The organism is Mucilaginibacter segetis (assembly GCF_016522075.1).
GTDB classification, from domain to species: domain Bacteria; phylum Bacteroidota; class Bacteroidia; order Sphingobacteriales; family Sphingobacteriaceae; genus Mucilaginibacter; species Mucilaginibacter segetis.
The window spans coordinates 569,259-596,178 of the sequence record NZ_JAEHFW010000002.1 but is presented as its reverse complement, the minus strand read 5'-3'; the positions used below and the strand labels follow the sequence as shown (position 1 = coordinate 596,178).

Sequence of the window (26,920 nt, the reverse complement as noted above, 5' to 3'; positions counted from 1 at the left end):
TTTTACTTTAGTGTTTGATGAATTTGGGAGAGGCGGTCAAGAGCGCTATCCAGTAAGGTGCTGTCCTGTCCGCTCAATTGTTTTTTTGCTGACAGGCTATCCACCAGCTTTTTGAGCCGCATGGTTTCCCGGATCTTACTGGTTGCCTGGATGATCTGGTCAAAGCCATCCTCCACCGGGTTGACTTTTTTCACCACCGTTATTTTTGTTTTTTCCGGGTGGCGGAAAACCGTAAATGATAATACCAGCGACAGGGCCATCAGGAAGACCATGCACCCAAAAAGGAATTTGGGGTAGGCACCTGTCAGGCGCTTACCGGCGGTCCCGGCAATGGCGAAGTAACTGGCAAATTCCTTGCGTATCTCGCTATACAGCGTATCCCTGGGATCTCTGTTAGAATGTATTCTTTTCCACATCTTGAAGGTCTTTATTTTCCAAAGTTTTCCAGTTGGTGATCAGCACACCATGCGGGTTATTATCGCTCCGTGGGATATCTTTCAAGTAACCCTCCGTAATGAGGGAGCGGACGACGGTGGAGCTGCGCCGGTCGATTTTCAACTTGCCGTAATACCGGAAATAATGTTTAGGCATATCCACGGTAATGGAATCCGTTTGCAGCGTCAGTACAGAACTGGAGGAAAGAATGGAGTTAAAAAAACCATTTTCCTTGAGGTTATTGTACTGCTCCATCCCCGACTCATCCACGAGGTACATCGCCTTTTTCATCTGGTATTCCATGTAATTATCATCTGGTGTCAGGGAGAAGAACAGGGAATGAAACAGGTCAACGTCAGCCCGGTATTCCGCGGGACGGTTCATTTGGATGTCCGTTTGCCGGGCCAGTATGGGGATATTGTTATCCAATATGTAAATACTTTTTTGGGCATTGGATACCAGCTTGAAAGCATAGAGGCAATTCATGCCGACGATGACCAGGGACGTTAGCAGACTGCCGGCCGCGATGAATGTCGCCAGTCTTATCTTGGCTTCGATATTTTTGATAATCATAATAAATGGCGTTAAATAAAAAAGGCCGACTCATAGCAGCGGGTCAGCCTCCAATCAAAAGGGGAAAGAAAACGAAGGGTTAAAAGAAACTGCCTGCAGCTTTCCTTGCCATGCTGACCACTGTTCCGGCGCTGCGGCCAAAGGTGGAAGTGGCTGAGCTGATACCGGAAGTGGAGATGATCCAGGTAGAGATACTGGGCACGGTGAACATGCAAATGGCGCCGATCAAAAACACAATGATGACGGTGCCGAAGGACAGGATACCATTCCCGGCAAACCAGGCCATTTTTTCGAGGTTCGCGCTCGTGCCGTTCTGTCCGACTAATTCCTGGTACTTGCTGATCTCGGAGGTCAGCGCATATTCCTGCATCAACCCGCAAAGGTACATAATCAGGTAAGCGATGCCGCTGTACAGATTGACAGAAATAAAACGGGCGACCCATGTGCTGAAGCTATCGCGAAAAGCGGGCAGGATGCTGACTGCTACAGCAAACGGGCCAAGGATAATCAGGATCGTGGAGTAAATGATTTGTATCATAAAGATGATATAGACCGCCAAACGCAATATCCAAATCCCCAGGAGTTCCAGTAGCTGGGTAAAGAGCAATTGCATACCCACCGTCAGCCGGTTCTTTAATTCCAACAATGGCGAAACCACGCTGCTAATCCCTTCCTTAACCGTACTGGTTACGGAATCCCAGGCTTGCCCGTACCATGTATCGCTTTCCTTTTCAGCGACTTCAGTTTGAGCCTGGTAGGTATAGAGGGAATTAGCTACGGCCAGCATCAGGTTTGACCTGTTCAGCCGCAGGTTATCCACGGTGGTTTGTTCACTGTCAAACATCTGTTCCGTTTGATTAGCCACGAGGTCCGTGGGGAAGGCGATCATTTTAACGAACGCTCCCCACCACAAAATAATCATGGCTAAACCGAAGGGACGAAGCAGGGGCATGATCTCCAGTTGCTTGTCGCCGACCATCATTTCGTATGATTTGATGGCAAAAAAGATGATCATAAAGATGGCGGCCAGGGCCTTGGCATCGGTAATAAACAGATCGAAATGTGTCCATACGGAATCTTTAAGCCCTTTCAAAAATACCATGACACCTGCTTCATAGACGCCATCGCCCTGCAGGTACTGCAACGCTTTGGTGTTATCGGTATTGGTGGTGGTTTGTGCGAATACTGCCGTTATACAAAGGCATAGCAGCAGCAATAAGGTGAGTTTCTTTTTCATTGGAGGTGTTGTAAAACCTGGTTAGCGATCTGGATGTCTGTCTGCGGCGTCCATTGACTGACCGTGACCTGGTTAGTTTTTAATTTTTGTGCCTGGGCGGTCATCGTCAGCGTGGCTTGCGCCGACGAAGTGCGGATGGCCCAGACACCGGCCAGCCTGCGGTACTCCATCAGGTAGCGGTGATAGGCCAGGATGCGAGCCCCCCGGTCGAGTGTAGTCGTATGGGCGGCCTGTATTCGTTCCTTCAGCATATCCAGCTCATTTTTGTACCAGCTGTACAAACCTTCGGAAACCAGCTTGGCGCTGACCTGTGGTGAGAGCCCGACTAGTATGGAAGCCGGCGAATTATTTAACACGGGTTTGAGTTCCTTGCTGTAATACAATTGCCATAAGGGGTCAGCACTGGAAACCAGCCCGGACTGATTGGCTATTTCCGACAATGCTGTGTTGCGGACGGTATCTGATTGAAGTTTGTATTTATTATCTGTACTATTCATTGCGCCGACAAGTGCGAGCCGTTGGGTTTGGGGGCCGGTTGCGCTAAGCGGCCGGAGGTCAGTTTTGTGATAGTTTGGATGAAATAACCCCCAGGTCAGCCAGTAATATGGATTGAGGCTAAGGAAACCCGCTTTCGGTGTGAATTTGTTTTGGTCCCATTGCAGGTAAACCATGCGTTCCTCCTGGTAGCGCACGCTCTGGTCCTGGACAACGGATTGGCCGAAGCACTGTTGAATCAATGCAAGCAGGATAAATGGAAGTGGAATTAAGTTTTTTTTCATGATCTGATCTGTTTTAAACGGCATTCAAGCTATCATCCGACATAGTCAGATGATGGTCATTGCTTTAGATATTTAGCGTTTTGAATAATTTGATTGACGATGCGGGTATCCTGGCTGATAAAGTTGGCAAAGGGATCAAGGGAGGCGATCACGCCGCGTTCCTTTGCCCAGTACATGGCCTTCCAGGCACCATAGGCCAGCCCGTCCAGTATTTGTAATTGGGTAACCACCTTGCGCAATAGCTGGTCGCGTGAATTATAATCGGCCAGCACGTTATTGCCTTCTTTGAGGACGTAACCGGAAACATCGGTCACCAGCGCCAATGACCTCGTTCGCATTTCAGAGGCTATATTTCCGGCAAATACCAGCAGGTAAGGTTCACTTTTAGCCATATCCAGTGCCTGGTTAATATAACCCGTCATATCAGTGATGATCACGGCGATATTTTTTACGGCAAGGCCGTCCTTTAAGGCCGAGTTGACATTGGCAAGCCCGTCATAGATCATTGTTTGTGCCAATACCACGGACCCCACATTGGTATTGAGGTCATTGATATTGTTATTGATCTTGCCGAGATATTCGTCATGGGTGACTTCGGCACTGCTCCGGACAGCGGCATTTTGTGATACCGCAACGAGGTGCTGGTAATCTATGACATATTCCTGCGCCTGCACCCATTGAAAAGCAAACAGCAATAAGTAAGCGATAAATAAACTTTTCATTTTAAGTATTTCGCGTTTTGGATGATGTCGCTGCCGATAGACTTATCGGCATCTATAAAATTCTGAAAAGGGTTTGCCGCCCTTAACAATGATGCCAGGCTGGAATACTGCATCATACCCAACATATTGCCGGACAGGTTCTGGATGTTGCTTAGCTCCGAGATCACATAATCAAAAAGCATCTTTCGGTCGGAAGCCTTCATCTGGTTGACGTCGCCAAGTGATAGGGTGAGGCCAGTCACGTAAGCCACCAGGCTTTTCGACTGTGAAGCAAATTGCAATGCCGATTGGTAGCCAATAGCGATTAAAGCAGGATTTTTTTGAACTAACTGGACGATTTGCGACTGATTACTGACAATGCGCTCAACCATGGGTGTCGCATAAATTCCGATGTTAGCAATATTTATAGCAGTTCCAAGGGTATTATACCGCTGCTGCAAAGTGCGGTACATTTTTTTCATTTTATCCAGTAAGGTAAGGTTGGCCTGTTCGTTTGCTGTTGTCAGCGCCTGTTGGTTCTTAGCCTTTACCTGCAGTTTATTTTCGGATTCGGATTCGTCAACCAATTGGTGCAACGCGGGAATATCCAGTATTTTTTGCTGCGCCAGGACGTTTGTGCTAAGGGTTATCGTGGTAGCCAGGATCAATAATATAGCTTTCATATCGTGTTATTTTAATTATTATGGTGGAAAACATTCCATCCCGTCCGGTGGGTGAAACCATAAATTTGAAGTTTAGGCCGAATGGGAAACATCGCTTCAATCATTGCGTACGCATCTGCGGGTTTTCGCTCCCGGTCTTTAACTCTTCCGGTAAAGGGTGTCTCCAAAGAATCAGGGAAAGGTAAGACCGGTGCATACATTTTGCCTTTATAATAAACCATGAGGTATTCAAGTACTTTCTTTGAGCTACCCCTTTTCCATTTTGGCCTGTGCCATATCAAATACTTGTGATATTCATAGCCCAAATGCTTCATGTAATCCTTGCACTCTTCCGTATATTTTTCCGTCACCCAGATAAAAACCACGTGGTCAGGTGACGAAAGTTGGTTCAGGCAATTCTCAATAAACCGAAAAGCAACCAGGGCTTTCAGCAATTTTGGAGGAATGTTATCAAACAGGAACATAGGCGATCTTTTGTAAATGCGGTACTGTTTCCACGGCGGGCAGATCATAAAAATCTCGTGTTTCATTGCTTCAGGTATTTAGCGTTGGTTAAGACGTCATTGGCTATCCTGACATCTTCATTTTGCCATTCGGCCCAGGGATTTAGTGAGCGAAAAATGCCATTGATCTTTGCCCAGTACATGGCCCTGTCCATCCCGTAGGCAATGCCCCGCAGGATACGCATTTCATCGGCGATATGATTTAATAATTTGCCTCTTTCGCCGGAGTCCATGAGGTTACCCTTTCCTCCTTTAAGCACGAAGGCGCTTACATCTGCGGCGAGCGTTGCCGCCCTTGTTTCAAAGTCGCGGGCGCCCTGCTCGGCAAAGAGCAACAATACCGGGTCGGATTTAGCCAGCATGACGGAAGCCTCCACATCGTTGACGATATCGGTGCCACATTCTGCAATTTCCTTAATGGTGGTCAGGTTATTGATCACTGATGCCACCTGGCTCAGACCCTGATAGATCTTGTTTTGCAGGTTGTTCACGATTACGAGCTGGCCGGTTACGGCAAGCTGACCTTTTTGGATGAGGTCAAGTTTATTGTTGGTGGTATTCAACTGGCCGTTGATGACACCAGCGTTAACCGCAATAGCCGCTGATACGGCAGGGTCAACGGTTAAGGTCTGTGCTTTAGCCTTGCAAAAAGGTAGACTAAGCATTATAGCTAAAATTGAAAATTTTAAATTATGGGTTTTCATGATTGTTGATTTTGGTTAACCTGTGAAATGAAGGCAGGCAAGGATTTTCCGCTGCCTTTAAAATCCCGGATAAAGGCATCAAGGCCGTCCGGGTAAGAACCGAAGCGATTGGTGTAGCTCTCTACTGCCGACTTCTCCGGTTTTTCTGTTGTATAAGTAAGGTATTGGTGCAACGATACCTCTACGCCGTAAACTTCACCGACTGCGCCGCGGCGGATATAAACTTCCTTAAAACGTCCGCGGTTATCTGTGTTGTCCAGCTGATTAATGGTGAAAATTTTACGCCTTTCGGTTTCATTGATGGAGAGCAGGGCGGCAATATCATTGTAATTATCCTTGAATTTGGTCTGATCCAGCAAGCAGATGGTATCGGAATTATTGATGATGCTATCTTTAACCACAGCGTTGCCAATAATGTCCCCCAGCTCTTGTGTAACTACTATAGCCTCTCCCCAAAACTTCCTTACCGTTTTATACAAGTAGAGTAAATACCCTGCCATTAAAGGGCTGGCGATAGCCTTCCAGGCTTCTTCGACAACCAAAGCCTTACGCTTATCCGAACGGTAACGCATCTTCTGGATGAATACATCCATAATAATGAGCGTGACAATGGGAAAGAGGATCTTGTGCTCTTTTATACTATCAATTTCGAACACAATAAAGCGTTCGGTAAACAGCGATTTATCGGCTTCCTTATTCAGGATGGGTGCAAATTCACCGCCTTTATAGAACTTTTTAAGGACATACCGAAACTCGTCAAAATCAAACACGATCTTTTCCTCGCTTTTGATCCCGGGGATTTTTTCCAGGGCGAACTCATAAAAGGTATTGAAGTTTAATTCACCATTATCAGCAAAAAACTTGCTGTAATAAGAGGAAATCACGTTTGCTACTACATCTCGTTCCACCGGGCTGAAAACTCCCTCAGCGCCCTTCCAGGCAACCCCGATCAGTGTACAGAGGAAATCTTTCTTTTCAATATTATATTCCGCTTCAGTAATACGGAACGGATTCATGGTAATAGGCGTTTTGTCCGTATAGGTGATGTATTTGCCCTGGTAATAGGAACACAGGCCTGAGTAAGAGTGCCCGGTATCAACGATCACCATGTCCATGTTGTAGAGCATATATTGCTCGATCATGGCGTTCATAAAAAAGCTCTTACCGGAACCGCTGGGGCCTAAAACGAACTTGTTGCGGTTATTGATCCTCCCTGTACGCATGGGCAGGTCTGCCGGGTCCATCCCTACAGGAATCCCCTGTCGGTCGGTAAACCTAATTAAGAAGTCGGAAGGCTCATCCTTCGGCAGTGACTCTTTAAAGAAAAAGCAAATGGCCGCGTCGCAGGTAGTCAGGAACCAATCATATTCCTTTAGCTCCACACCGTTTCCCGGCAGCACCGTCCGAAAAAGCTCTAACTGGTTGTAAGCATTTTTGCTGGCTATAATACCTAACTGGAAGAGCGAACTCTCCACAAAATTGACCGCTTTTTGTATGGCGGAAACATGGGCCGCCACCAGAATATTAAAATGGCAATTGACGAGCATTTGATTTTCGCGGGCCACATCGTTTAATAAGAAGTCAATGTCCTCTACGCATAATTGATTGGCAGGGTCAGGAATACCTGCGTGCCGTTTCTTTTTTTGCTCCAATTTGCGCAGGGTCATCACCTGGTTAGGTATTTCGATGAGCTGGTTAAAAACGATCACATCAAATCCCGGTACTTTAAAAAGGAAGGACAGGAAATCTATGGGGAAGCCGCGCATGCTTTCCTTATCATTCAGCTCGATATGTGTCGCTACATCCGGAGGCAGGTCGATACTGTCGATATTGACAAGGCTGATGCTGCGCACTGCCTTGTCACCTATCCTGATCTCTGTTTCTGACGGCGAAAGGTTGTTGAGTACAATATTGGGCCGGCCAAATTCCATACTGAGCAGTTGTAAAACCAACTGGTTCAACTGGCCCTCATTCAGTGCATTCGCTGAAGGCAGTACGTCCAATACTTTGCCTACGGCCTGCCGGAAATCCCGCAGCACCCGACCATCGTAAACATAAAACGCGCCTTTTTTCACCTGGCGCGTGATGGTTAAATAGGTTGCAACCTGCAGGCATTCTCGTCCGTCGAAATGGGCATTGTATTGTTTTTGCAGGTATTCATTGGCCGGGGGGCCTTTATAAGGTGAGCGGCTGATGATGTCCTGCTTTTGCAGGAGATAACCATCGCCTAATATTTTAACAACATTGATGAGCAGATGGTGAAATTCTTCATACCCTGCGGGATAAGCGGAATAACGGATGACCGGGTTTACCATTTGGATAACCACAGAACATTCCCCATTGACGCCTATGAGCAAATCGTATTCCCCATCTTTATCCACGCCCGCATAGGGAATGTTAAATAAGGTTTTTACGGCCATAATGATTAAGGATGTAAATGTTTGAGGTGCGGCTTTTAGAATGCAGGCCGCCTTTTTGTTTGCTGGCTGTAAAGAGTAAACCGCCAACAATAAAGCCAATGAGTACAAGCGCACCCAGCCACATGTTAACTAATGACATGGTAAGCGCACCGAATACAAGACCGGTTAAAAGGGAGGCAAGCCCCCAGTAAATGAACTTGCCTTTGAACCCTTTGAATATAAGGGGCCGTTGCAGCCCCTTATATACAGGATACTTCCGGGCCATTATAAGCCGAAGAAAGCTTTGATCACCAATGCGGAAACCACGAGAAAGACGCACGATCCACCCCATCCCATTAATTCCTTATTGATATCCTGGTCGCCCGAATTCCATTTGGAATAGACACGGATGGCACCAACGATACCAACTATGCCGCCAATCACCAAAGTAATATTGGTTACGGGGGCCACATAGGTCTTTAGGGTGGAGGTTGCTGTGTTCAGTCCGTTAACGCCGCTTTGCGCAAATACCGGAACAGACAGGGCCAGCAATACGGCTGAGGCCCATAGTTTTTTTGTTTTTGAAAACATGAAAATAGAGAAAAAAATAAAGGCGGAGATCTTTTAGAGCCAACTGGGAGAAGGCCGGTTATGTTAAAAAAGCGTTCAGATCACGAACAACGCCCCGATTATTTCACCCAAAGGGATTGGCAGCATTAACGCTGCCCGGTTAAACCGGTCAAGGTTTTGTTTGAAGAAGGTACAGACAGGAATCTTTTATAGCTTCCGAGTGGAAGCATCAAAATAAAATACAGGCATTCAGATTCCGAACAATGCCCGCAAAAATGGACCCGATAGGATCATAAAGAAAGAAGCGAAAAACCATGCGGCGACGGCTGAATCAATCTGATCCTTGCCCATTTGCCAATTATGGTATATCCTGAGCGCGCCTAAAAGGCCAAATAAAACGGCCAGGACCATACAACAATCAAAGGCGGAGAAAAACGAGGAAGATAAGTCTTGCTGTGCCTGCTGCATTTCGTTGATGCCAGGTTGTGCAAATGTTAAACCAGGCAGCAGGCAACAACAAAGGGACAGAAAAAATTTCATGTGCTAAAAGCTTACGGATTTGATGTACTCGACCGACTCTTCGCGGGCGAGATTAAAAAGCTGTTTCAGGCTCACACCGCCCGAAAAGGCTACTGAAGATTCTTTTCCTGTACCGGTAACTTCTTCTATGTGTGATTTAACGGGTTCAATGTCCTCCACAAAAGTGAGTTCATGTTTGTCAACTCCGGTTTCCCCACGGTTTGTACGCAGGTAATCCCAAAAGATCAGGGCTACATAATAAGTGGTATAGATACCAAGCAGCCAAAGGGCGAATTTTATCCAAGTCATAATTCTGTGTTTTGTATATATTGTTTGATAATAGTTTTGAGTTCCGGGTTGGTCTCAAAAAAGTATTTGACGGCAAAGACGACAAATTTGGTAATGTCAACACCGGTGGCCATTTTAAACTTGTTCATTAAATCGACTGTCTGTTTATCAAACCGGACGTGTACCATGTTTTTATGGCCGCTGTTGTCATAAGCCCAGAGTGACCTCAGCACGGTATCATGGATCAAGATTCCATTTGTCTTTTTCTCATTTATTAAACCAGTTTCGTTCCCCGGCTTTTGTTCACCTTTAGTCAGAGTGTTCCCGCTTTTTATGTCGGCATGCTTGTGGCGAAGGTGATCCCAAAGGATTAGCGCCGAATAATAGGCGGCATAGGTACAAAGGAGTCCGAGTGCAAATTTTATCCGTGTCATAAGTATGAGTTTTGTATAAATTGTTTGATGATTGTTCTAAGCTCGGGGTGCGTGTCAATAAAATGTCGGACAGAAAAGGCTACGAATTTCGTTGCGTCTACTCCGGTCGCTATTTTAAACTGATTCAGAAAATCCACGGTGTGCTTGTCGAACCGAAAATGTACCATAGTTTTATGATCGCTATTGTCATAGCCCATCAATACTTCAAGTATTGGCGCATCCAAAGCCTTGTTTGCCTTTTTCAGCGGCTTTTTAGTATTCCCGGTTGCCAGCGCTGGTTTATCACCGGTAGGTTTTTCTGGGGGCTTTACCATTTTTTCGCGCAGCTGGTCGGCTAATGATTTCATTTTTTCCATAAACGGTCGGCAAATATTTCTTCAAAAATTGGAGTGATAATCCCGTATAGGGATAAAGGCGTCTGAAAGGTTGTAATGCGCTGAAAGTCGATACGGTCAGGAATCATGGCTGTTATCTTACCGAACCTGGAAAGCTGTTCATTCACTTCAGTCATGATCTCAAACTTTACGTTTGCTTTGATGCGGTTAGGGACGAAAATCACCTCTACATTCGGGTTGACCTTTTTAAGAACAACCGTAAATAAGACGGTGGATTCAAAAGTGAACTCGTCATAAGCAAAGGGACAGATCACTAGGTCAGCTGATTTAAAAACCGGTATCAGACCATCATCATCAAGTTTGCCGGGCAAATCGATAAGCACCGCATCCTTTTTATTTTTGGTTAGCACCGGAATTAAAGGTGGAAAGCTTTCCAGGTTTGCCGGCAATACATCGTAGGGTTCTTCATTTTCCAGTACTTTAGCCTTTTCAAATTTCTGCGATATGGATTGCTGGTAATCCATATCAATGATAGTCACGGGCCAGTCTTTAGCCAGGCTCAGGTAGTTCCCTGATAGGACGGTGAGCGTACTTTTTCCTACGCCACCCTTTTGGTTGCCAAATAAACAGATCATAAGTTTTCATGGGTTTATCCCTTAACGGGTATTAGTTCTTGCTTTCTTTTGTCTCCGGCGCTTCATGCCGAGAACCTGTTGATCGTCCACATCGTCAGAGATCATTATAGGCCCTATGTACACCGGCTCCGATGCATATTCAGAATAATAAGTTATGGCCTCATGGCTCAAATAGTCGTTGAGGTCTATATTGACTGGTTTATTTATTAATTCAAAATTGAGGCTTTCGTCTAACAAATATTTCAGGTTCAGAATTTCGCTGCCTTTGAAAACCTGTTTGGTGGTATGGTCGATGACCGTATAACCATAGGGCTTTTTTCCTTCGGAAGAATGAAATACCAGATCGATCCCGTTTTGCGATTGCATCTGTTGCACAAAAGCAGGGTTGGCTTTGTACGCGATGAACAGCTCTTTAAGGTCTGCTATCCTGGCTTTATCTGGTACATAGGAGCTCAACTTTTTCTGAAGTTTCTCCTCATTAAGGTAATTTCGTCCAAGGAAGCCCTGGTTCTCCAGTATTAAATAAAACTGCGCTTTGGTACTAAATTGATATTGCATAGCAAAGCCATAGCCCAGTACCTTATTTATATTTCTTACTGCCCGTACCTGTTCGTAATCGCGGTCAATCTGTTTACCATCTTTACCTACTCGTGAACTGACAATATGGACATGGTTATTTTCTGTGTCTTTATGAAAAACGATGAGGTATGGCTGATCGCCATATTTCATTTCCTTCAACCACATCACCGCAGCCTTTGTTAATTCCTGTTTGTTATAATTCCTGCCTTTAGCTGAAATAACCGCGTGAAACTGCGTGTTTTTAATTACTCTGTTCTGCGCGGAAACCATTAAAAGGTAATTAACCAAATCCTGCGGCCGTGGATTGTTTAGCGCCTGCACCGCTCCGAAGTTGGCGATGAGCATTAGTTCGCCGGTATTGCGGTCAACCTTATTGGTATTGTATTTTACGCCGGCAAAAGTCCTGGAAGGCTTTTCAAGGATATGGGCAATCATAGCTTAGTGCGTATTAAGAAAGGAAGATCAGGCTAACCATTTATCAGCAGATCAGGATATCAGCCGATCTCCATATCTTATGAGCAACTGATCCTTGTAGGTAACGATCAAATGATCTTTGAAGCTTCCTATCAACCTATCGGCTGATATGCCGATCTCCATATCTTGTAATCTTGTTATCAACCTATCCTGCGATCTTTTGATCATCCTATCTTCCAATCTATAGATGTCCTTATCTGGTGATCTGCCTATATTAATATCGTAACAGCTTAGTGCTGTGCGGCGGATAATTGAGTACATCAAACCCCGCTCTTATACGCCCATTGCTCGTATAATTTTCCGGAGTGAAACCTCAAATTGTTGTTGGACACGGATGTATTCTTCAAATAGCCTGTTGAACTGTTCTATGATAACAAGATTTAGCGCCCCTTTTAATTTAAGGGTATTGGCATGTTTGGCTAACTGGTTGATATTGTTGCCAATCCGACCCATTTCCGCGCCGGCGTCATCTAGGTATTTGATCAGTTCCCTGGAATTGATGACCGTTCTCTTGGCATCTGATAAAATCCGCATCCTGATCAGGTCGGTCTTTGTAATGCCCAGTTGCTTTTCTAATTCAGCAATATCTTTGTATTCATCTTCGGTAAACCTGACGTTTATAAATTTGGTCCGTTTACCATCCTTTAATTTCGGCCTCCCAATCAGCTTCTTTAAGTCAGCCATAGAAAAAACGAGTTGCGAAGTTTTTTTATCTCCCCCCGGGAGGGCAAGAGACTTTTTGTGAAACAAAAAGACATCTTGCCGTTGCTAAAGCAACGGAAATCCCGATTATTAAATTGAGGTTTTAGTCCTTTTAATTGGGCTTTTCAACCGTTAAATAAAAAGTTGGGTATGGGCTCGGCGGCAATTCTCTCCCTGGCTATTTTAACGAAATCGATGGGCCTGACCTTTTGGTGATAGGCCCCGCTGTTTTTCTCGATGCCGATAAATTTCCGTCCCTCGCGGATAGCTGCAATCAAAAAAGAACCACATCCGCAGGCATTGTCAAGTACAATAGCACCGGGAATGGTGTAAGTCCTGATCAGATAGCGACCTAGATCCACCGGCTTCTGCGTCGGGTGATAAGGCCTTGTTTCCTCATGTTCACATGTTTTGCAATAAAACCAATCATCAGGTTCATCCTGGTCAAAAAACAAAATATCATAAGGATAGCGATTGCCATTGCTGATAGCCTGTGAAGGATTATACTTACCATAACAGCCTGTGGTCTGTTCCCTTCTCCATCCCTTGTTGTAGGCCTTACCTGGTATGATTTGTGGCTGGTAGACCGACTGCTTATTGTAAAAAATGCAGATATCCTCGTGCCGCCGGAGCGGCTGTTTTTTGGCATTTAAAAAATTGGTGGACTTTGATTTTATCCAGACGATCTTGTATTTGAACCAGGCTGGGTTGCTCAGAATAACAGTACCGGTAAAAATACCGGCGGAGGTCAGCGCAATGACACCGTTGGGTTTAATGATCCTTTCGTAGTGTTGCCATAGCAAGTTAAAGTCAATCGGAACATCCCAGGGATTTAGCGTTGTACCGTAGGGAAGGTCACATAAAACAAGGTCGATTGAGCTATTTGGTAATTCTTTCATCACCTCCAAACAATCGCCCTCAAGTACTTTGTTCAAGTAGGAATCAAGCAGAAACGACATAGCCCCTACCTTTCAAAAGGCACCCGTACACCTGAAAAGAAATTATCTTTCTTCCTTTTCTCTTCGGCAGCTACTTTCAGGTCTGCTTTAATCTTGTCGTTATAGTCGTTAAATCCGTCATAAAGTTTTGAACGGTCAATGGCATAGGGCAATGCGCGTATAAAATCATTTGTTGCACCTTTTCCTCCCTTATCCCGGTCAAAGTAAATATCCAGGGAAGAAAAAGCTTTAGCTTTATTTATACCTTGTTGTAATAAGCTCAGTGTGTTTAGGACGATGACACTATGATCTGCTTCAGGATGCTCTAAACGCCAGCTCAGAAAGTTCAGAAACCCTTCAAAAACTACTGCATTTTTAGGATGGCTCGGAACAAAGGTAACGCCTTTATGCCCCATACAGCCTTTAAAATACCGGTTACGGACTTCCCACGAATTGTTTTCATTTTGCCATCCGGCTGCAAAGTAATGTTTACGGAGATTTTTGTCATCTTCCACATAATAATATACTTCGGACAGGTATTTCCTTGCAACATCAAAAATACCCCTGCTTTTTAAATATTCTGTAATGGCCGGGTGCGTTCCTAATGGCTTAACCTGCTCCACTATGTGTTGCGGAATTTTAACGGCTTTGCGCGGCCTGGTTACCCTGGTTTCACCTTGTTCCATGGAACAGACCTGCTGGATCTTTTTAACGACGTCATTAAAACCCAAGTGCCTCCAATACAATAGGCCGAAATCAATGATATTTCCGCCTTTGCCTAAACCGTGGTCGAACCATACGCCGAGATCATCATTCACGCTAAACGATGGATCACTATCGTCGTTCCGGAGCATACTGTGATACATTCTTTCCCTGCCCCGTTTGGGAACTGGCTGATACCCTAAACGGCTTAACAGGTCTACCAGGGAGCCTTGTTCTTTGAGCTCTTTCGATGTTAATAAATTAGACATAAATAATTGATTTGAGTTAAACATTAAGCCGGAGATGGCATAGGATTATTAATAGTTCCTTATGTCCGGCAAAAAATAAAAAGAAACCGACTATCCGATTAGACTTAAGGATAGCGACGTAATAAAAGACTTTGTTTGCCTGTACCGGCAGCGGGTAACGAACCCGTTGAATTCGCTTCTGCCGGTATATAATTCGGGACTACTCACGTCAGATCCTACGATCCGGGCTGTTGGCCTGCCCAGGCGCTTTCGGTCTATTGCGGTTTTACGCTCACCTTCGCCTGATTTCCGGCTTCTCGCCGGATAATGCTTTATCCCCCAATGTCAAATAACGTTCGCTATCACCCAGCTTTGTACCTGGGCAATCATTGACCCTTCAGTTAGTGACGGAAGGTTTTTCCAAAAACCTTTAGCCGAATGGACTTAAAGTTTTTTATGCCGATAAATAATCAGGAAGTGAATTAAGTGTAGTTGACATTCACCCCTGGTTGCTATCATAGGATCAAAGCACGGATTCCGGGGTACGCGAAAACAGGGAAAGGGGGTGAAATGGTTTTTTCACCCTTGCAATTTGGAACTGAAAAAAACAGGTATAACTTAGCCTAAATGAGCATTTTAGACTAAAATTTAAAATGAATATTGATTTTTGGCATCAATTATTAATACGGCAAATTCTTTTAATTAATTGAGAAAAATTAAATGGGAGAGTTTATATACACTCAAAATAGCTCTGAAAACTACCTTTAATATTTAGCTTAAGGGTATTGAATTCCGCCTGTTATTATCCATTTATCGCTTTCTGGAAGTCTTGAGTAACTTATCCGACAAATAAAAGCTGAAATTCTCCCTGTAACTTTCGCCTACGGTAAATGATAAATTATTGTTCATTCTGATCGTATTCCCCTCAATGTAGTTAATACAATCCGTGGAAATAATAAATGCCCTATGAAATTGTTTAAATTCATTACGGGAGCCTAAGAGTTCCAAAATATCTTTTATTGTTAGGTATGCAGTCAGAGTTTTATTACTGGCCAAATGAATTTTGACATAATTATGTGAACTTTCAAACGCTATCACTTCTTTGTAGCCAACTTTGACTATTCGAAGGTCTTCTTCTTTATTTTTTACAAGAAAATAGTCAGCTTCATGAGCCATGTCCTGAATAGTAGTATTTGTATTACTGGGAAATAACCTGTTTATAGTTGTAGAGAATTTCGAAAAAGAGAATGGTTTTAATAAGTAGGCGTCCCCCTCCACTTCAAAGGCATCAAATGCATATTTAGAGTGCGATGTCGTGAAAATTAATTTATGGGTTTTGGGCCTTAACGCCCTAGCTAATTCTATTCCCGAAATAAAAGGCATGTCTATATCCATAAAAATCAAATCAATATTGCTTTCAACAGATACACATTCCAATGCTTTAATGGGACTATTATAGATCGCAAGAATATTCAGCCTCGGAAGAAGTTCGATGTATTTTAGAATTGCATCAACAGAAAATTGCTCATCATCAATAATAATACAATTTAACATATGATTTTAAGTTATGTCGATAAGAAAGTTCACCTAAAGGAGCGGTTCAAAAATTGGCTCAAGACAAAGTAAGTAATATTTTAAATATGACAATAAATTAGAATGGTTAGAAAAAAAAGTGTTGCAACATTAAAGCCTTCATTTTGAGTTACATTTGAGTGTTTTTTTGTGGTTATCGTCTTTGTAATTCCTCCAAAAACAACTATTTAGCTAAAATAATCGTAATAAGGTAAAAGCTTACTTTCGTTACCCCAATAGGGGTGTTTTCTACATAGAAAGGTAGGTTTTCTTAATTGGATAAATTATGCTGCATAACAGCACGGTAAAAAGATAGCGCTACCTCTTAATTGCACTATTATAAATATCCCTAATTAAATACCACCCGATCAGTATTCATTTTGATTCAGGTAAACAAATATCATGGTAAAAAGCGTTTTACTATCGTAATATTTGGGAATATGTGCAGTTAATTGCTTTTCTATGTATATAAATAAATGCGTTATTATAGATGATGAGCCCTACGCTATTGAAGGGCTAAAAACTTACATCGGGTCCATTCCTAATTTAACCCTCTTTAAGTCATACACCGATCCGGTCCAGGCACTAATTGACCTTACCGCATCTGATATGGTGGATCTCGTTCTGTTAGATATCGATATGCCCAAAATAACCGGTATAGAATTATCCAGAGAAATTCGTCAAAAAACACGTAAACTGGTATTTACCACATCATATACAGAATATGGATACCAGGCATTTGAAGTTGATGCGGATGCCTACTTGTTAAAGCCTTATACCCTTTCCAAATTTGCAGCGACAATTTTGAAGTTATTTCCGATAGACGAAAAAATTGCGCAAGAAAGCAAATTCATTGACGATTATTTTTTCGTAAAAAACAAAGACGAGAACTTAAAAATTGTAAAAATCAGGTATGATGAGGTGATCGCCGTCGAAAGCAAGCAAAATTATGTGATGATACACACTGTATCCAAAAAAGTTGTTACTTATATGTCGTTGACTGAAATCTCCAAAATTTTCAAACCATATCCAAGATTCGAACAGTTTCAACGAAGTTTTATTATTTGTAAGGATCATATAGATACTATCGACGGCAATACCATAAAAATGATTAATGGTCTCCAGATAACGGTTGGCGATTTTTACAAAAAGGTGTTCGCCGAATTTTTGTCAAATAGATTAATAAAGGCCCGGCGTCAAGAATAACGCCTGGCCTCTGTCCCGCATTAAATTTACTTCCCAGTATTTAAGATGCCGGTCTTGGTAAGCGTCACCATGCTCGTTGTAGGATCTGTCGAGTCAGTATCGCCAGTAATGGTCTTTGACGTTTTTTGTGCCTTGTATACAAAAAACGTGTTGTCGGGGATTTTAAAATGTTTCTGTTTCATAGCTTTTTTTTATGAAACTTATACTGAATTTTACCCCGGATAAATAAGTTTATACAGAACCAATATTTTTCTATACAGAAAGGGAGATTCATATGAAAAGGATTTTTAGCAACTGGATCACGAAATATAGACTACATCTCTTGGTTTGGTTGCTTTTTATTCTTTATGAATCCGTCGTCATCGGATTAATTACCGGTGTATTTGGAAATCTTTCCGCGTATATAAGTCACTATGCATTAATACTGATCCTTTTTTATTTCCATGCAAACTATTCGCTGCCCTGGGCATTCAAGAATAATAGAATGGCTGTTTGGAAACTTCCTTTAGTGATTGGGGTGGAAATTGCAGTATTTATTTTGACTTCCTATTGTATTGACGAATTATTGATTACTACCCATCTTCTTAAAATAATGCATTATAAACTGACTTATCAAAATAGTCTTCAATCGTTATACAGGGGGATTTATTTTATGGGGTTTTCCACTGGTTATTATTTTATTCTCAGGTATAATAATGAAAGGAGAAAAACAAATGAACTTGAAAAGCAACGCCTTATAGATATCATCTATCGCCAAAAATCAGAGCAGGAACTGACCATTGCGCAGAATGCCTATTTAAAAGCACAAATTAATCCGCACTTCCTATTCAATACATTAGATTTCGTATACCACAATATTGTAGCATTGTCACCAAATACAGCAGATGCAGTAATTATGCTTGCGGAGATGATGCGATATGCAATCGATTCGGACAAAATGGGTGAATTTATCCCTTTGGGAGAAGAAATAGACCAGGTAGAAAATCTGATCTATTTGAACCAGATGAGAAAGAATTATGAACTGGGCATCCAATTTCACTATGAAGAAGACGTTCGCAACATTTATCTCATCCCATTAGTCCTCCTGACACTGGTAGAAAATATTTTTAAACATGGCAACTTAACGGATAAAGGTCAGGATGCGGTAATTCAAGTTTATCTGAAAAATGAAACATTTTATATTGAAACGGACAATGTAATTGACCAGAAAATGCGGAGTGCAGGCAATCATAAAGGTTTGAATAATACGGAGCAAAGATTAAAATTCGCCTACGGGGAAAATATTTTATTTGATTATAGCTCAACTGAATCAAGTCATTTTAAAGTTCTCTTAAGTATTCCTTTGAAACAATTGAAATACCCCGGCGAGACTTTAAAACCTTTAATAGATAATGGTAAATAACTGCCTCATGGATTCTCTGGTCAGCATTAAATAAACGGTTAATATGCATGTGAATTAGATCAGCCATCATATTTACCTTATCAGACTCATTATCACAAAGACTTAAGATTTCCTGAAATTCAAATTCGTATCTGAAAAACAACTTGTTTAAAATATGCGGCGCTGCGGTTCCAAAACTTTCCTTATGTATTTCAAAAGCCTGATTTAACTTTTTGAAAAAATCCTTACCCATATTTAATTCTTTCTTGAAACTGTCCGACATTTTGGAGACAAAAAATATTTGAGAATCAATTTCATCATAACAACATATCAACATTTTATTCATGATGGCCAGGGTTATCGCATAGAGTTGAACCACTGTATGTTCTTTTTTCAGTAACATAAGAACAGTTTTGCTATCGTACCAAAAAAAATCTTCAACCCGGCTTATTCGGTGAATTCCATACCGTTCCACTTCTCGCTCATAAATCCTTATTTGGACATCCGAAATTAGACCGGTTAAATAATCTTTCTCTATTAAAGTATTTAAACGGCCAATTAGTTGATAGCCATTGGATGGCTCTTTTAATTGCACCCGAAAACGGAGATGAGGTTTAGGATTATCATAACGGATAAAAAACCATTTTCTAATATCTTGCCTAAATTCTTTTACAAATAAGGAAATCTGATTTAACAGGATAGCATTGCCCCTTGCCGGGTGACAGTATATTTCAAAATACAACCACTCATTTCCGGGGAGTGAGATTTTTTTTGACTTTTGATTGTTTACCCCGAGCTCCGTTAAATTCTGAATACCAGAATAGACTTCACCTTCGTGACCATAACTGACAATATATTCAGCTGCATAATCCTTGCCGTTGTTATCCCTGATAGTTGTCTCGTCTGGTAATAAAGCTTCTGTAATATAAATTTTAATTTGCCGGTTTTGACGGCAAAAGTTCAAAAAGGCAATCACATCCTCTTCTATTTCAGGATTGAAACATAAAGTTTGATCCGCGAACCCTGTTCTAAAAGGAAAATCAATACTGTTCTTTTGAAGCCAGTTTTCCAATATAATTTTTGACTTAGATATATGATCCTGTTCAATGACCTTCATTAAATCCAAAGGAAATAGCCACATTTCAGGGGAAACAATAATATTCTTAAACACTACCCGAGGATAGTGCTCCAGGTCAGGAAAAAATTGCTGAATCCTAAAAGTCAAATCAGATCTGATTCCCTGGTGCTGGAGATCGCATAGAAAGCGGTAAACGGCGAGATCTGAACGTGTATAATTGTAGGCAGATGGAATGCGGGGTATCATACGTTTTTTCCATTTTTTTGACCAGAGTATTACTTCAGAATTTCTTATAAATACTAAAATATCGTCTAAATGAATTTGGGATGGCTCACAGGACCATGTTAATATGGGAAGTTCATGTTTGTATAATTTCTTTCGCCGGTTAACATTATCAACCCGTTTTTCAGCCTGGTAAGCAATATCGAAAAAACACACATCCGGGTTTGCTTCCATTTCCAAAGAAGCTGTTCGTTGACCAAATTGCTCAATTTCAGAGCTGACGGCAGTAAATCGACCAATTAAAGCATTAGCAGTGCACCCTCCAAGGCTTGATAAGACGGGTTGGTCACCGAAAAAATGGAACATCGCGCTAAAGCTATTAGGCAGTGGACATGGATTCTCAATTTCTGCCCCATAAAAATCCTCTAACCGAATTATTGTATTTTTAATCAGGCCATTCAACAAAAACTTGTGCAGAGCGGTATAATTAATTTGCAATTCGTTGTGATGCTTATCATTTAAAGCATTTTTCATTTCATTGAATTCGGGATCGTTCAAGTGATATCCAAGATTACCATATCCGACCCCAGCTTCTGGGTCCATTACTACTGTAAGTGGTACCGCTTCTTCTTTAAATTTCTCACCGAACGAATTACGAAATTTTCTCAACTGTGTGTTTTCCGTAACGGGCAAATTCAATTGAAGAAATACGATTAAATCAGATAAGTCTTTGATTTTAGTGCTATCAAATTCTCCTGCTATTAATTTGCGCTCAGAAATGGAAAAAATATTGTGCGATGATTTTCTGTCTATTTTTAAACGCTCAAAATAATCCTCACCTGTTATGTTTGGAAAACGATCAGTTATTATGAGTTGCAGGGTCAATAATTGTGCAAGAAAAATATTAATATCATTTAAGTTCAGCTCGTACTTAGATTTCATGAAATCATAGACATCGTGCCTGGTCGATTTTTGTTTGCACAGATTCAATAGGTCTTTTAGCTCAGGAAATTCTGTTACATAAGCCATTTCGAAACAATCATTTTTAAAGCGGATAAAACGAATTTCGTCGCCTACAGTATATACGGTCGAGTTAGTTTGAAAAAATGATGAATTTCCAACAACCTTGTTAAAATCATCAATGTATGCATCCTTTTCACACCAGTCTATGAAGTATTTTGATAAAATAATATTATTTAGAACTAAAGGCCCCGAAGGAATTTTTGACAATGGAATGGAGGTAAATGCCGCGAATCCGCCAAATGGTGTCGCCCTATATTTTGCCCTATTAAAATACTTCCAAATTGTAAAGCCTATTTTGGTATGAGATGTAAGTACCGAAGAAAGGTTCATATGTTCAATTGCCTGGTAAAAGGAGGGTGAGGATTCAAAGATGAGCTCCTTAAGTTCCTGCCATTTATCGTCAATTTGATCATTTATACTAAATGCAGGTGTCCGGCAAATAACAATATCCAATACGTTTAACTTCATGGTAAATTCTGTCCGGTTGAAGCAAATTATTGTTTCCTGCTTAACCTTATTTTTTTCTCCAAAAGAATGGTTATCGACTGTTGTAACTCATTGTTTTTTATACAATGCCTGATTTTCGGGACAGAAAGGCAGAAATTCGGGAGATATTGGTCTTACCAATTGGTAATCGATATTTAAACATTAGTTAAATTTATCAGGCAATATTTGAACTCGAATTTGTTCAAAAGTTAAACGTATTTAATGCTTATCATTTCTGAGAACCGGCTCCATAGATAAATCGGAAGGTGAAGTAGGGTAACGTTAATATTTTTAAATCACTATCTATGATAAAGGCTGAATTAAAAGATAAAACGACTGTAATAAATATTTTAAGCAGCGCATTTGATGATAACCAAAGTGTAAATTTCATCGTTTGCGATGACGAAAAAAGAGAGCAGAGAATAAAGGCTTTAATGGCTTATTCCTGGGAAGTCTGCCTGTTATTTGGCGAAGTATGGCTCTCTGACGATAAAAGAGCCTGTGCATTGCTGTTGTATCCGGATCAAAAGCGTTCTTCCTTAAAATCCATTTGGCTCGATATAAGACTGATCATTCAGGTCATCGGCCTCACTGGTATCGGAAAAATATTAAAACGTGAAGCTCAAATAAAGAAAATACAACCTAAAGAAAAAAGTGTCTATCTCTGGTTCATTGGCGTTGACCCTCAATACCAAAACAGGGGTTATGGCAGCAGGTTGTTAAAAAGTATAATTTTAAGTTCTGAGCAAAAGCCGATCATCCTCGAAACATCCACTTTGAAAAACCTTCCTTGGTATCAAAAATTTGGATTTCAAATATATGGCCAATTAGATTTAGGATATACCCTATATTTCCTTAAGCGGGGACCGGATAATTAACGCTCAATTTATGCTGGTATTCGGAACGCAAATACATATTGTCACCGCAATTTTTATCGGGCTTGAAATTTTAATGTTCATTTTCCAATTGGCCAGTTATTTCTATTGGCCGAAAGATAAGAACCGCGAGTGGTATTTACTATTGCTGTTTTTGATGTTGCTATACAATATTACTGGGGGACTTTTCCCTGATCCACTAATCAAAATCCCTATCAATATCCAGGAAATGATTGCTTACGGCACCGGATTTCTAATGGCTTCCTATTTCCCGTTTTATTTTTATAAAGCGTTTGAACTTAAAACATTGCGTTGGCATGCCCTTTTTGGTGTACCACTATTTCTGATTCTTCCATACATCATCTTTTTTGTCATCATTTATGCAATAAACGGCGAGTTAAACGTAGATATCCGTTTTGGGATGATTGTCCCATTTATTTATGCGATTGTTTTGCTTTGGGTTATTTTTTGGGCAATCCGGCATAAATATAAAACCGAACGTGACAAGAATCAATACCTGGAAGAGATAGCAATGCATTGTGCTGTTACTCCCTGGTTAGCACTGGCTTTTTTCGGGCTTGTTGAAGAAAGTCAGTTAATTGAAGTGCTTTGCACCAATACCGGCATAATCGTAATCACAGCACTTTTTATAGCCAGATCGGTTAGTAACGCGAGGCAGGAATTCAAAAAAAAAATACATGAGGTGAACATAGAAGGGATCAAACCAGACGAGTTTTTGGCAAACTGCTTGCATTATGGCCTGACGAGAACAGAGATTCTAATTGTTCAAAAAATATATAAGGGGATGAGGAATAGTGATATAGCAAATAATATGTTCATTTCAGAAGAAACAGTTAAAAAACACATTCAAAATACCTTCAGAAAAACCAACGTACAAAATCGGGCAACTTTAATTCATAAACTTCAAAACCATCATAAATAAATAATTTGAGTTCGATTGTCATTAAAAATACCACTATTTAGCTATGCCAAATCCCTGATTTGAGTATTTATTCAGCTTTTTCCCACAACTAACTTCGTCCCGGACTGGCATAATCCAGGAACTTTCACGAATCTTTTCTTATTATTTAAAAGAAATTATTATGCAAACACATAATTTACAGGATGCTCTTTTGAGGATGAATCCACTACCAAACGAATTAAAAAGTGAAACAAATTTTAAGGCTATCATGGATTTTATTGACTCTAAAACAAGCGTTAGTTTCCATACGCACCGGCAGTTATTACTAAATGCAGGGCAGGTAGCAGATCACATCTATTTTGTAGAAAATGGAATTGCCAGGGGGTATTATTATGACGATAAAAGGGATAAGGAGCATACTGCGTGTCTTTGGGATGCCGGTTCTATTGTAACCGAACCCAATAGTTTTCTAAAAAAAATCCCTTCAGACCTATATATCGAGGTTATGCCTGGCAGCAAGTTATTATCCATTTCAAGGCACCAGTTATTTGAATTATACATTGCCTTTCCTTATGCCGAAGCATTTAATACATGCCTCACACTTCAGTATATTTCTTATAATTCTAAAAGAATTCACGACCTCATTGGGCTAACAGCCTGGAAACGGTATCTAGAATTGCTCCAAAGGCACCCCAAGATAGAACAAAAGATCTCCAAGGAAATTATATCTTCTTATCTCGGTATCACTCCACAGTCTCTAAGTCGTCTCATTAAAATAAATGGGCATCCATAGGTATTGTTCAAAAAATAAATATTAACCAATTGTTAAATTATTTTGTAACTATTGGTAAATGATTTCTTATCCAAGGATCACCCCATTTGGGATTACCCATCGATACCTTTATCAAACTTTATCATTTACCGATGAGCGACTTTAAATTCAACAATTGGGTGCAGATATTACAATTTTCAATATCTGCTACTATCGTAAATTTTATTACCGGAGTGATTCTTGAGAATTTGGATTCCGATTTGAGAATTATTGAATCCCCGTTTTTACGCTTTTATCTTACTACACCAATACAAAAATTAAATAGTCAAATTATTCACCAACGAAAATTTGCGTTGTTTCCGGGTAGCACCGAGGAATTGTTTTAAATGAGAATAATTATTTGCAGCAAATAATTATTCTCGGGTTGCTTCCCTTAACTGCAGGCTCATAAACCAGGGTTAGGTTTACGAGCGGGAAAATCGATGGAACTGTCAAATATTTAGTATGGAAAGTATGATTTTTAAAAAGCAGAGCTTTTATTTTTCTGAGCTTACAAAAGATAGAATAGTCGTAAGCATTCGTCTGGCCTGTATGTTTTTATTTTTATACACGGCATATGCAAAGGTTATCGATCATGATCGCTTTTTAAAAGGACTTTCAAATGTTCATTTGGTTAGTGGATTTGCCTTTTATATTGCCTGGCTGGTTCCTATCACTGAAACTCTTACTTTCATTCTACTTCTTATTCCGCAATCCGCCAAATTGGGCCTTTATTTATTCGTTTTGCTGATGATTTTATTTACAATTTATATTATCAGCGCATTGATATGGGAAAAAGATCTTCCATGTCTATGTGGCGGAGCCATCGAAAAACTAACCTGGATACAGCATATATGGTTTAATCTCGCTTTTATTTTATTGGCCATATTTGCTATCCGGCTTCTTGGATCAAAATATATTATCAAAAAACAAATAAAATGAAAAACTTCAAACAATTAGCTTTAGGCCTAATGGTAGGTGCTTTAGCAATCAGCTTCAGTGCATTTACAAATGCAAACAACAATACTTTTGTTAAACATCACCGCGCGGTAAAAGCCGGTATGATTACCGACGACTACATTGTACAGCCGACATTGAATAACTTCCAGGAGAATGCATCACCAACATCCTCAAATTGCCACGGCACTGCAACCCTTCAATGCATTTATGATGTTACTTCGTCAGGACAAACAAATATTCCTGACCAGGCAAGCTATACAGCTTCAAACATCAACAGTTATGTAGCTGCCGGTTATTTGGTTGCTGATCCTAACTCCCACGCATCTTTATATTAAAAACCAAGTTTCAGAACTAAAGCTGTGGATATAACACAGCTTTAGTTTTAAAAGGCAATATTTGTGAGTATCAAAGATTCTGATTAATAAATTTCTCAAACAATGAAGATTTTGACCTTGGATCAGGAGGAGCAATTGAAAGTACTTTTCCTTTTTTGGAAATTATTAAGAGGGTTGGGTATTCATTGATATTATAGTGTCTAATAAATGCAGAGTTTCCGTACAATCCTTCCATTAAATTAATTTCATCTTCACTGCAATATCTTTCCGATTGTAAGCTTTTTAACCATAATGATTTATTGCGGTCTATGCTTATAGACGCAAATACGATATTTGGATTAGACTTATAAGAAGCCGCAATTGGTTTTAAGGTCTCCGCCATCTCTAAACATCCGTGGCACCCTGTAAACCAAAAATCGATGACCAATAGTTTCCCTTTAAAATCTTTGAGGGTATATATTTTGCCGGTTTTATCCGGCATCTCGAATGGAAACGCGTTAACCCCTACGGTCAATTTACTTTTTATTTCCACCAAGGCTTGTTTGAAAATATTGTTACCTGCTTCATTGATGGCTATATTAAGATAATTGGCAAAGTCACCCTGTTTTTCCCAATCCAAATCAAGGAAAGCAAGTAGCCTCAATTTATCTTTCAATATTCCTCCCTGATAATGATTATTAATTACACTATCAATTTCTGCAAACGTCACATTACGATGCCCTTTATTCCTAATCTCACTCATAATTTCAGGATAAACATGGTTCTTTGTGTTCAAGAAATCGGCATAGCTATATGACTCTACCATCAAAGTCGTATCCTTAAAAAGGGTTTCTTTATAATTTGCGTAGTAGTTTGAAAAGCAGGCCTTCGCTGCTGCGTTAAATTGATCATTAGGATCGCCGGTAAAAGCTGCATAACAAAATCCAACAATTTGGTAATTGCAATTAGCCCAGCAATCTATTTTTACCAAATTGTAAACCCTGGGGTTCAATTTATTTTTGTATTTGTTTAAAATACCTGTCTGCAAATTATACAATGAATCACGGGAGGAAATTAGAGATTTATAGGCATCCTCATAATTTTTCTTTTTTGTAAATGCATTGAATTTATCATTATTTATTTCGTTGTTATTACCTATGGCATACATGCAATTGTACTTATCCGCATCTTTCCCAGTAAAAAATGCACCCTTTTCACGATTTGATAAATGTAACGTTACGGAGTCACCGTCCTGAAAGAGAAACAAATTGTTATTTTGATTAAGCTCACTGAACATTTGCAGTTTATGACTGAAGAGATAAATATGCCCATAGTTTGTAGCAGTAGTTAAAGGAATAACTAACCTGATTTTTGCAGCATTTATTTTAAAATCATACCAGTCAAAATTGTGTGTTGAAATTGAATTGATACCGTTTTTGCTCATTTGAAACTCAAGCGAATCACTATGAACCATAGCCGTATCGTCTGTAATCACATCAACAACTGAAAACAATTTTCTATCGGCCTTTTGGGCAACGGCAATAGATGAGCAGTTAAAAAAACAGTAAAAAAAAACAAAGCAAAAGCTTATAAACTTATAAATCGCGTTCATTGTTATTTTGTTAAAAAGCG

Annotated in this window: 31 protein-coding genes; 7 read left to right on the top strand and 24 right to left on the bottom strand. The window is 40.6% G+C overall.

Annotation, left to right across the window (positions count from 1 at the left end; genetic code table 11):
* Window positions 1-2: 2 nt before the first annotated feature.
* From I5M19_RS12300 to I5M19_RS12195, 22 genes are all read right to left on the bottom strand, one after another.
* Entirely contained in the window at window positions 3-416 is a 414-nt protein-coding gene (locus I5M19_RS12300) for a hypothetical protein (RefSeq protein WP_200066626.1), read from the bottom strand.
* The gene (traK, locus tag I5M19_RS12295; RefSeq protein ID WP_200066625.1) at window positions 394-1,008 is read right to left on the bottom strand and encodes a conjugative transposon protein TraK; all 615 of its coding nucleotides are present in this window, start codon (window positions 1,006-1,008) and stop codon (window positions 394-396) included. Before traK ends, I5M19_RS12300 begins: the two co-directional genes overlap by 23 nt.
* Window positions 1,009-1,087: 79 nt before the next feature.
* Window positions 1,088-2,245: a plasmid transfer protein gene (locus tag I5M19_RS12290; protein WP_200066624.1), complete on the bottom strand. Its 1,158-nt coding sequence runs from the start codon at window positions 2,243-2,245 to the stop codon at window positions 1,088-1,090.
* Complete coding sequence (locus I5M19_RS12285) at window positions 2,242-3,024, bottom strand: hypothetical protein (protein WP_200066623.1); 783 nt, start codon at window positions 3,022-3,024, stop codon at window positions 2,242-2,244. Before I5M19_RS12285 ends, I5M19_RS12290 begins: the two co-directional genes overlap by 4 nt.
* 56 nt (window positions 3,025-3,080) lie before the next feature.
* Window positions 3,081-3,746 carry a hypothetical protein gene (locus tag I5M19_RS12280; protein ID WP_200066622.1) on the bottom strand — a complete coding sequence of 222 codons (666 nt, stop codon included), beginning with the start codon at window positions 3,744-3,746 and terminating at the stop codon, window positions 3,081-3,083.
* Window positions 3,743-4,408, bottom strand: a complete 666-nt coding sequence (locus tag I5M19_RS12275) for a hypothetical protein (protein WP_200066621.1) — start codon at window positions 4,406-4,408, stop codon at window positions 3,743-3,745. Before I5M19_RS12275 ends, I5M19_RS12280 begins: the two co-directional genes overlap by 4 nt.
* 11 nt (window positions 4,409-4,419) lie before the next feature.
* On the bottom strand, window positions 4,420-4,938 hold the full coding sequence (locus tag I5M19_RS12270) for an MT-A70 family methyltransferase (RefSeq protein WP_200066620.1): 519 nt from the start codon (window positions 4,936-4,938) through the stop codon (window positions 4,420-4,422).
* Window positions 4,935-5,615 (bottom strand): hypothetical protein, encoded by a 681-nt coding sequence (locus tag I5M19_RS12265; RefSeq protein WP_200066619.1) that lies wholly within the window; start codon window positions 5,613-5,615, stop codon window positions 4,935-4,937. The genes I5M19_RS12270 and I5M19_RS12265 overlap by 4 nt, the downstream gene beginning before the upstream one ends.
* The gene (locus I5M19_RS12260) at window positions 5,612-8,035 is read right to left on the bottom strand and encodes a TraG family conjugative transposon ATPase (RefSeq protein ID WP_200066618.1); all 2,424 of its coding nucleotides are present in this window, start codon (window positions 8,033-8,035) and stop codon (window positions 5,612-5,614) included. The genes I5M19_RS12265 and I5M19_RS12260 overlap by 4 nt, the downstream gene beginning before the upstream one ends.
* Window positions 8,013-8,300 (bottom strand): plasmid transfer protein, encoded by a 288-nt coding sequence (locus tag I5M19_RS12255; protein ID WP_200066617.1) that lies wholly within the window; start codon window positions 8,298-8,300, stop codon window positions 8,013-8,015. The genes I5M19_RS12260 and I5M19_RS12255 overlap by 23 nt, the downstream gene beginning before the upstream one ends.
* The gene (locus tag I5M19_RS12250) at window positions 8,300-8,605 is read right to left on the bottom strand and encodes a DUF4134 domain-containing protein (protein WP_112571020.1); all 306 of its coding nucleotides are present in this window, start codon (window positions 8,603-8,605) and stop codon (window positions 8,300-8,302) included. The genes I5M19_RS12255 and I5M19_RS12250 overlap by 1 nt, the downstream gene beginning before the upstream one ends.
* Before the next feature lie 228 nt (window positions 8,606-8,833).
* Window positions 8,834-9,124: a DUF4134 family protein gene (locus tag I5M19_RS12245; protein ID WP_200066616.1), complete on the bottom strand. Its 291-nt coding sequence runs from the start codon at window positions 9,122-9,124 to the stop codon at window positions 8,834-8,836.
* A gap of 3 nt (window positions 9,125-9,127) precedes the next feature.
* Window positions 9,128-9,412, bottom strand: coding sequence for a hypothetical protein (locus tag I5M19_RS12240; protein WP_200066615.1), 285 nt, complete (start codon window positions 9,410-9,412; stop codon window positions 9,128-9,130).
* Window positions 9,409-9,825, bottom strand: coding sequence for a hypothetical protein (locus I5M19_RS12235; protein WP_200066614.1), 417 nt, complete (start codon window positions 9,823-9,825; stop codon window positions 9,409-9,411). The genes I5M19_RS12240 and I5M19_RS12235 overlap by 4 nt, the downstream gene beginning before the upstream one ends.
* Window positions 9,822-10,181: a hypothetical protein gene (locus tag I5M19_RS12230; protein ID WP_200066613.1), complete on the bottom strand. Its 360-nt coding sequence runs from the start codon at window positions 10,179-10,181 to the stop codon at window positions 9,822-9,824. Before I5M19_RS12230 ends, I5M19_RS12235 begins: the two co-directional genes overlap by 4 nt.
* Window positions 10,169-10,795 carry a ParA family protein gene (locus I5M19_RS12225; protein ID WP_200066612.1) on the bottom strand — a complete coding sequence of 209 codons (627 nt, stop codon included), beginning with the start codon at window positions 10,793-10,795 and terminating at the stop codon, window positions 10,169-10,171. Before I5M19_RS12225 ends, I5M19_RS12230 begins: the two co-directional genes overlap by 13 nt.
* 21 nt (window positions 10,796-10,816) lie before the next feature.
* Window positions 10,817-11,809 carry a relaxase/mobilization nuclease domain-containing protein gene (locus I5M19_RS12220; protein WP_200066611.1) on the bottom strand — a complete coding sequence of 331 codons (993 nt, stop codon included), beginning with the start codon at window positions 11,807-11,809 and terminating at the stop codon, window positions 10,817-10,819.
* 51 nt (window positions 11,810-11,860) lie between these two features.
* Window positions 11,861-12,109, bottom strand: coding sequence for a hypothetical protein (locus tag I5M19_RS12215; RefSeq protein ID WP_200066610.1), 249 nt, complete (start codon window positions 12,107-12,109; stop codon window positions 11,861-11,863).
* A 12-nt stretch (window positions 12,110-12,121) separates the two neighbouring features.
* The gene (locus I5M19_RS12210; protein WP_200066609.1) at window positions 12,122-12,532 is read right to left on the bottom strand and encodes a plasmid mobilization protein; all 411 of its coding nucleotides are present in this window, start codon (window positions 12,530-12,532) and stop codon (window positions 12,122-12,124) included.
* 143 nt (window positions 12,533-12,675) lie between these two features.
* Window positions 12,676-13,449 (bottom strand): DNA-methyltransferase, encoded by a 774-nt coding sequence (locus I5M19_RS12205; RefSeq protein ID WP_200066608.1) that lies wholly within the window; start codon window positions 13,447-13,449, stop codon window positions 12,676-12,678.
* A 65-nt stretch (window positions 13,450-13,514) separates the two neighbouring features.
* A complete protein-coding gene (locus I5M19_RS12200) occupies window positions 13,515-14,459 on the bottom strand; it encodes a hypothetical protein (protein WP_200066607.1) in 945 nt (314 codons plus the stop codon).
* Between the two features lie 789 nt (window positions 14,460-15,248).
* On the bottom strand, window positions 15,249-15,992 hold the full coding sequence (locus I5M19_RS12195; RefSeq protein ID WP_200066606.1) for a LytR/AlgR family response regulator transcription factor: 744 nt from the start codon (window positions 15,990-15,992) through the stop codon (window positions 15,249-15,251).
* A gap of 480 nt (window positions 15,993-16,472) precedes the next feature.
* Here I5M19_RS12195 and I5M19_RS12190 point away from each other — a divergent pair, with 480 nt between their 5' ends.
* The gene (locus tag I5M19_RS12190) at window positions 16,473-17,216 is read left to right on the top strand and encodes a LytR/AlgR family response regulator transcription factor (RefSeq protein ID WP_200066605.1); all 744 of its coding nucleotides are present in this window, start codon (window positions 16,473-16,475) and stop codon (window positions 17,214-17,216) included.
* A gap of 484 nt (window positions 17,217-17,700) precedes the next feature.
* Window positions 17,701-18,618: a sensor histidine kinase gene (locus I5M19_RS12185; protein WP_200066604.1), complete on the top strand. Its 918-nt coding sequence runs from the start codon at window positions 17,701-17,703 to the stop codon at window positions 18,616-18,618.
* On the opposite strand, the gene I5M19_RS12180 is transcribed toward I5M19_RS12185, so the two are convergent.
* On the bottom strand, window positions 18,536-21,388 hold the full coding sequence (locus I5M19_RS12180) for a lantibiotic dehydratase (RefSeq protein WP_200066603.1): 2,853 nt from the start codon (window positions 21,386-21,388) through the stop codon (window positions 18,536-18,538). The genes I5M19_RS12185 and I5M19_RS12180 overlap by 83 nt on opposite strands.
* 323 nt (window positions 21,389-21,711) lie before the next feature.
* Between I5M19_RS12180 and I5M19_RS12175 the strand changes: the two genes are divergently transcribed.
* The 5 genes from I5M19_RS12175 (at window position 21,712) to I5M19_RS12155 (ending at window position 25,309) form a co-directional block, all read left to right on the top strand.
* The gene (locus tag I5M19_RS12175; RefSeq protein WP_200066602.1) at window positions 21,712-22,284 is read left to right on the top strand and encodes a GNAT family N-acetyltransferase; all 573 of its coding nucleotides are present in this window, start codon (window positions 21,712-21,714) and stop codon (window positions 22,282-22,284) included.
* 10 nt (window positions 22,285-22,294) lie between these two features.
* On the top strand, window positions 22,295-23,224 hold the full coding sequence (locus I5M19_RS12170; RefSeq protein WP_200066601.1) for a helix-turn-helix transcriptional regulator: 930 nt from the start codon (window positions 22,295-22,297) through the stop codon (window positions 23,222-23,224).
* A gap of 196 nt (window positions 23,225-23,420) precedes the next feature.
* The gene (locus I5M19_RS12165; RefSeq protein ID WP_214653059.1) at window positions 23,421-23,996 is read left to right on the top strand and encodes a Crp/Fnr family transcriptional regulator; all 576 of its coding nucleotides are present in this window, start codon (window positions 23,421-23,423) and stop codon (window positions 23,994-23,996) included.
* Between the two features lie 483 nt (window positions 23,997-24,479).
* Entirely contained in the window at window positions 24,480-24,956 is a 477-nt protein-coding gene (locus I5M19_RS12160; RefSeq protein ID WP_200066599.1) for a MauE/DoxX family redox-associated membrane protein, read from the top strand.
* Entirely contained in the window at window positions 24,953-25,309 is a 357-nt protein-coding gene (locus I5M19_RS12155) for a hypothetical protein (RefSeq protein WP_200066598.1), read from the top strand. The genes I5M19_RS12160 and I5M19_RS12155 overlap by 4 nt, the downstream gene beginning before the upstream one ends.
* A gap of 70 nt (window positions 25,310-25,379) precedes the next feature.
* Here I5M19_RS12155 and I5M19_RS12150 read toward each other — a convergent pair whose 3' ends face one another.
* On the bottom strand, window positions 25,380-26,900 hold the full coding sequence (locus tag I5M19_RS12150) for a TlpA family protein disulfide reductase (RefSeq protein ID WP_200066597.1): 1,521 nt from the start codon (window positions 26,898-26,900) through the stop codon (window positions 25,380-25,382).
* Window positions 26,901-26,920 lie beyond the last annotated feature (20 nt).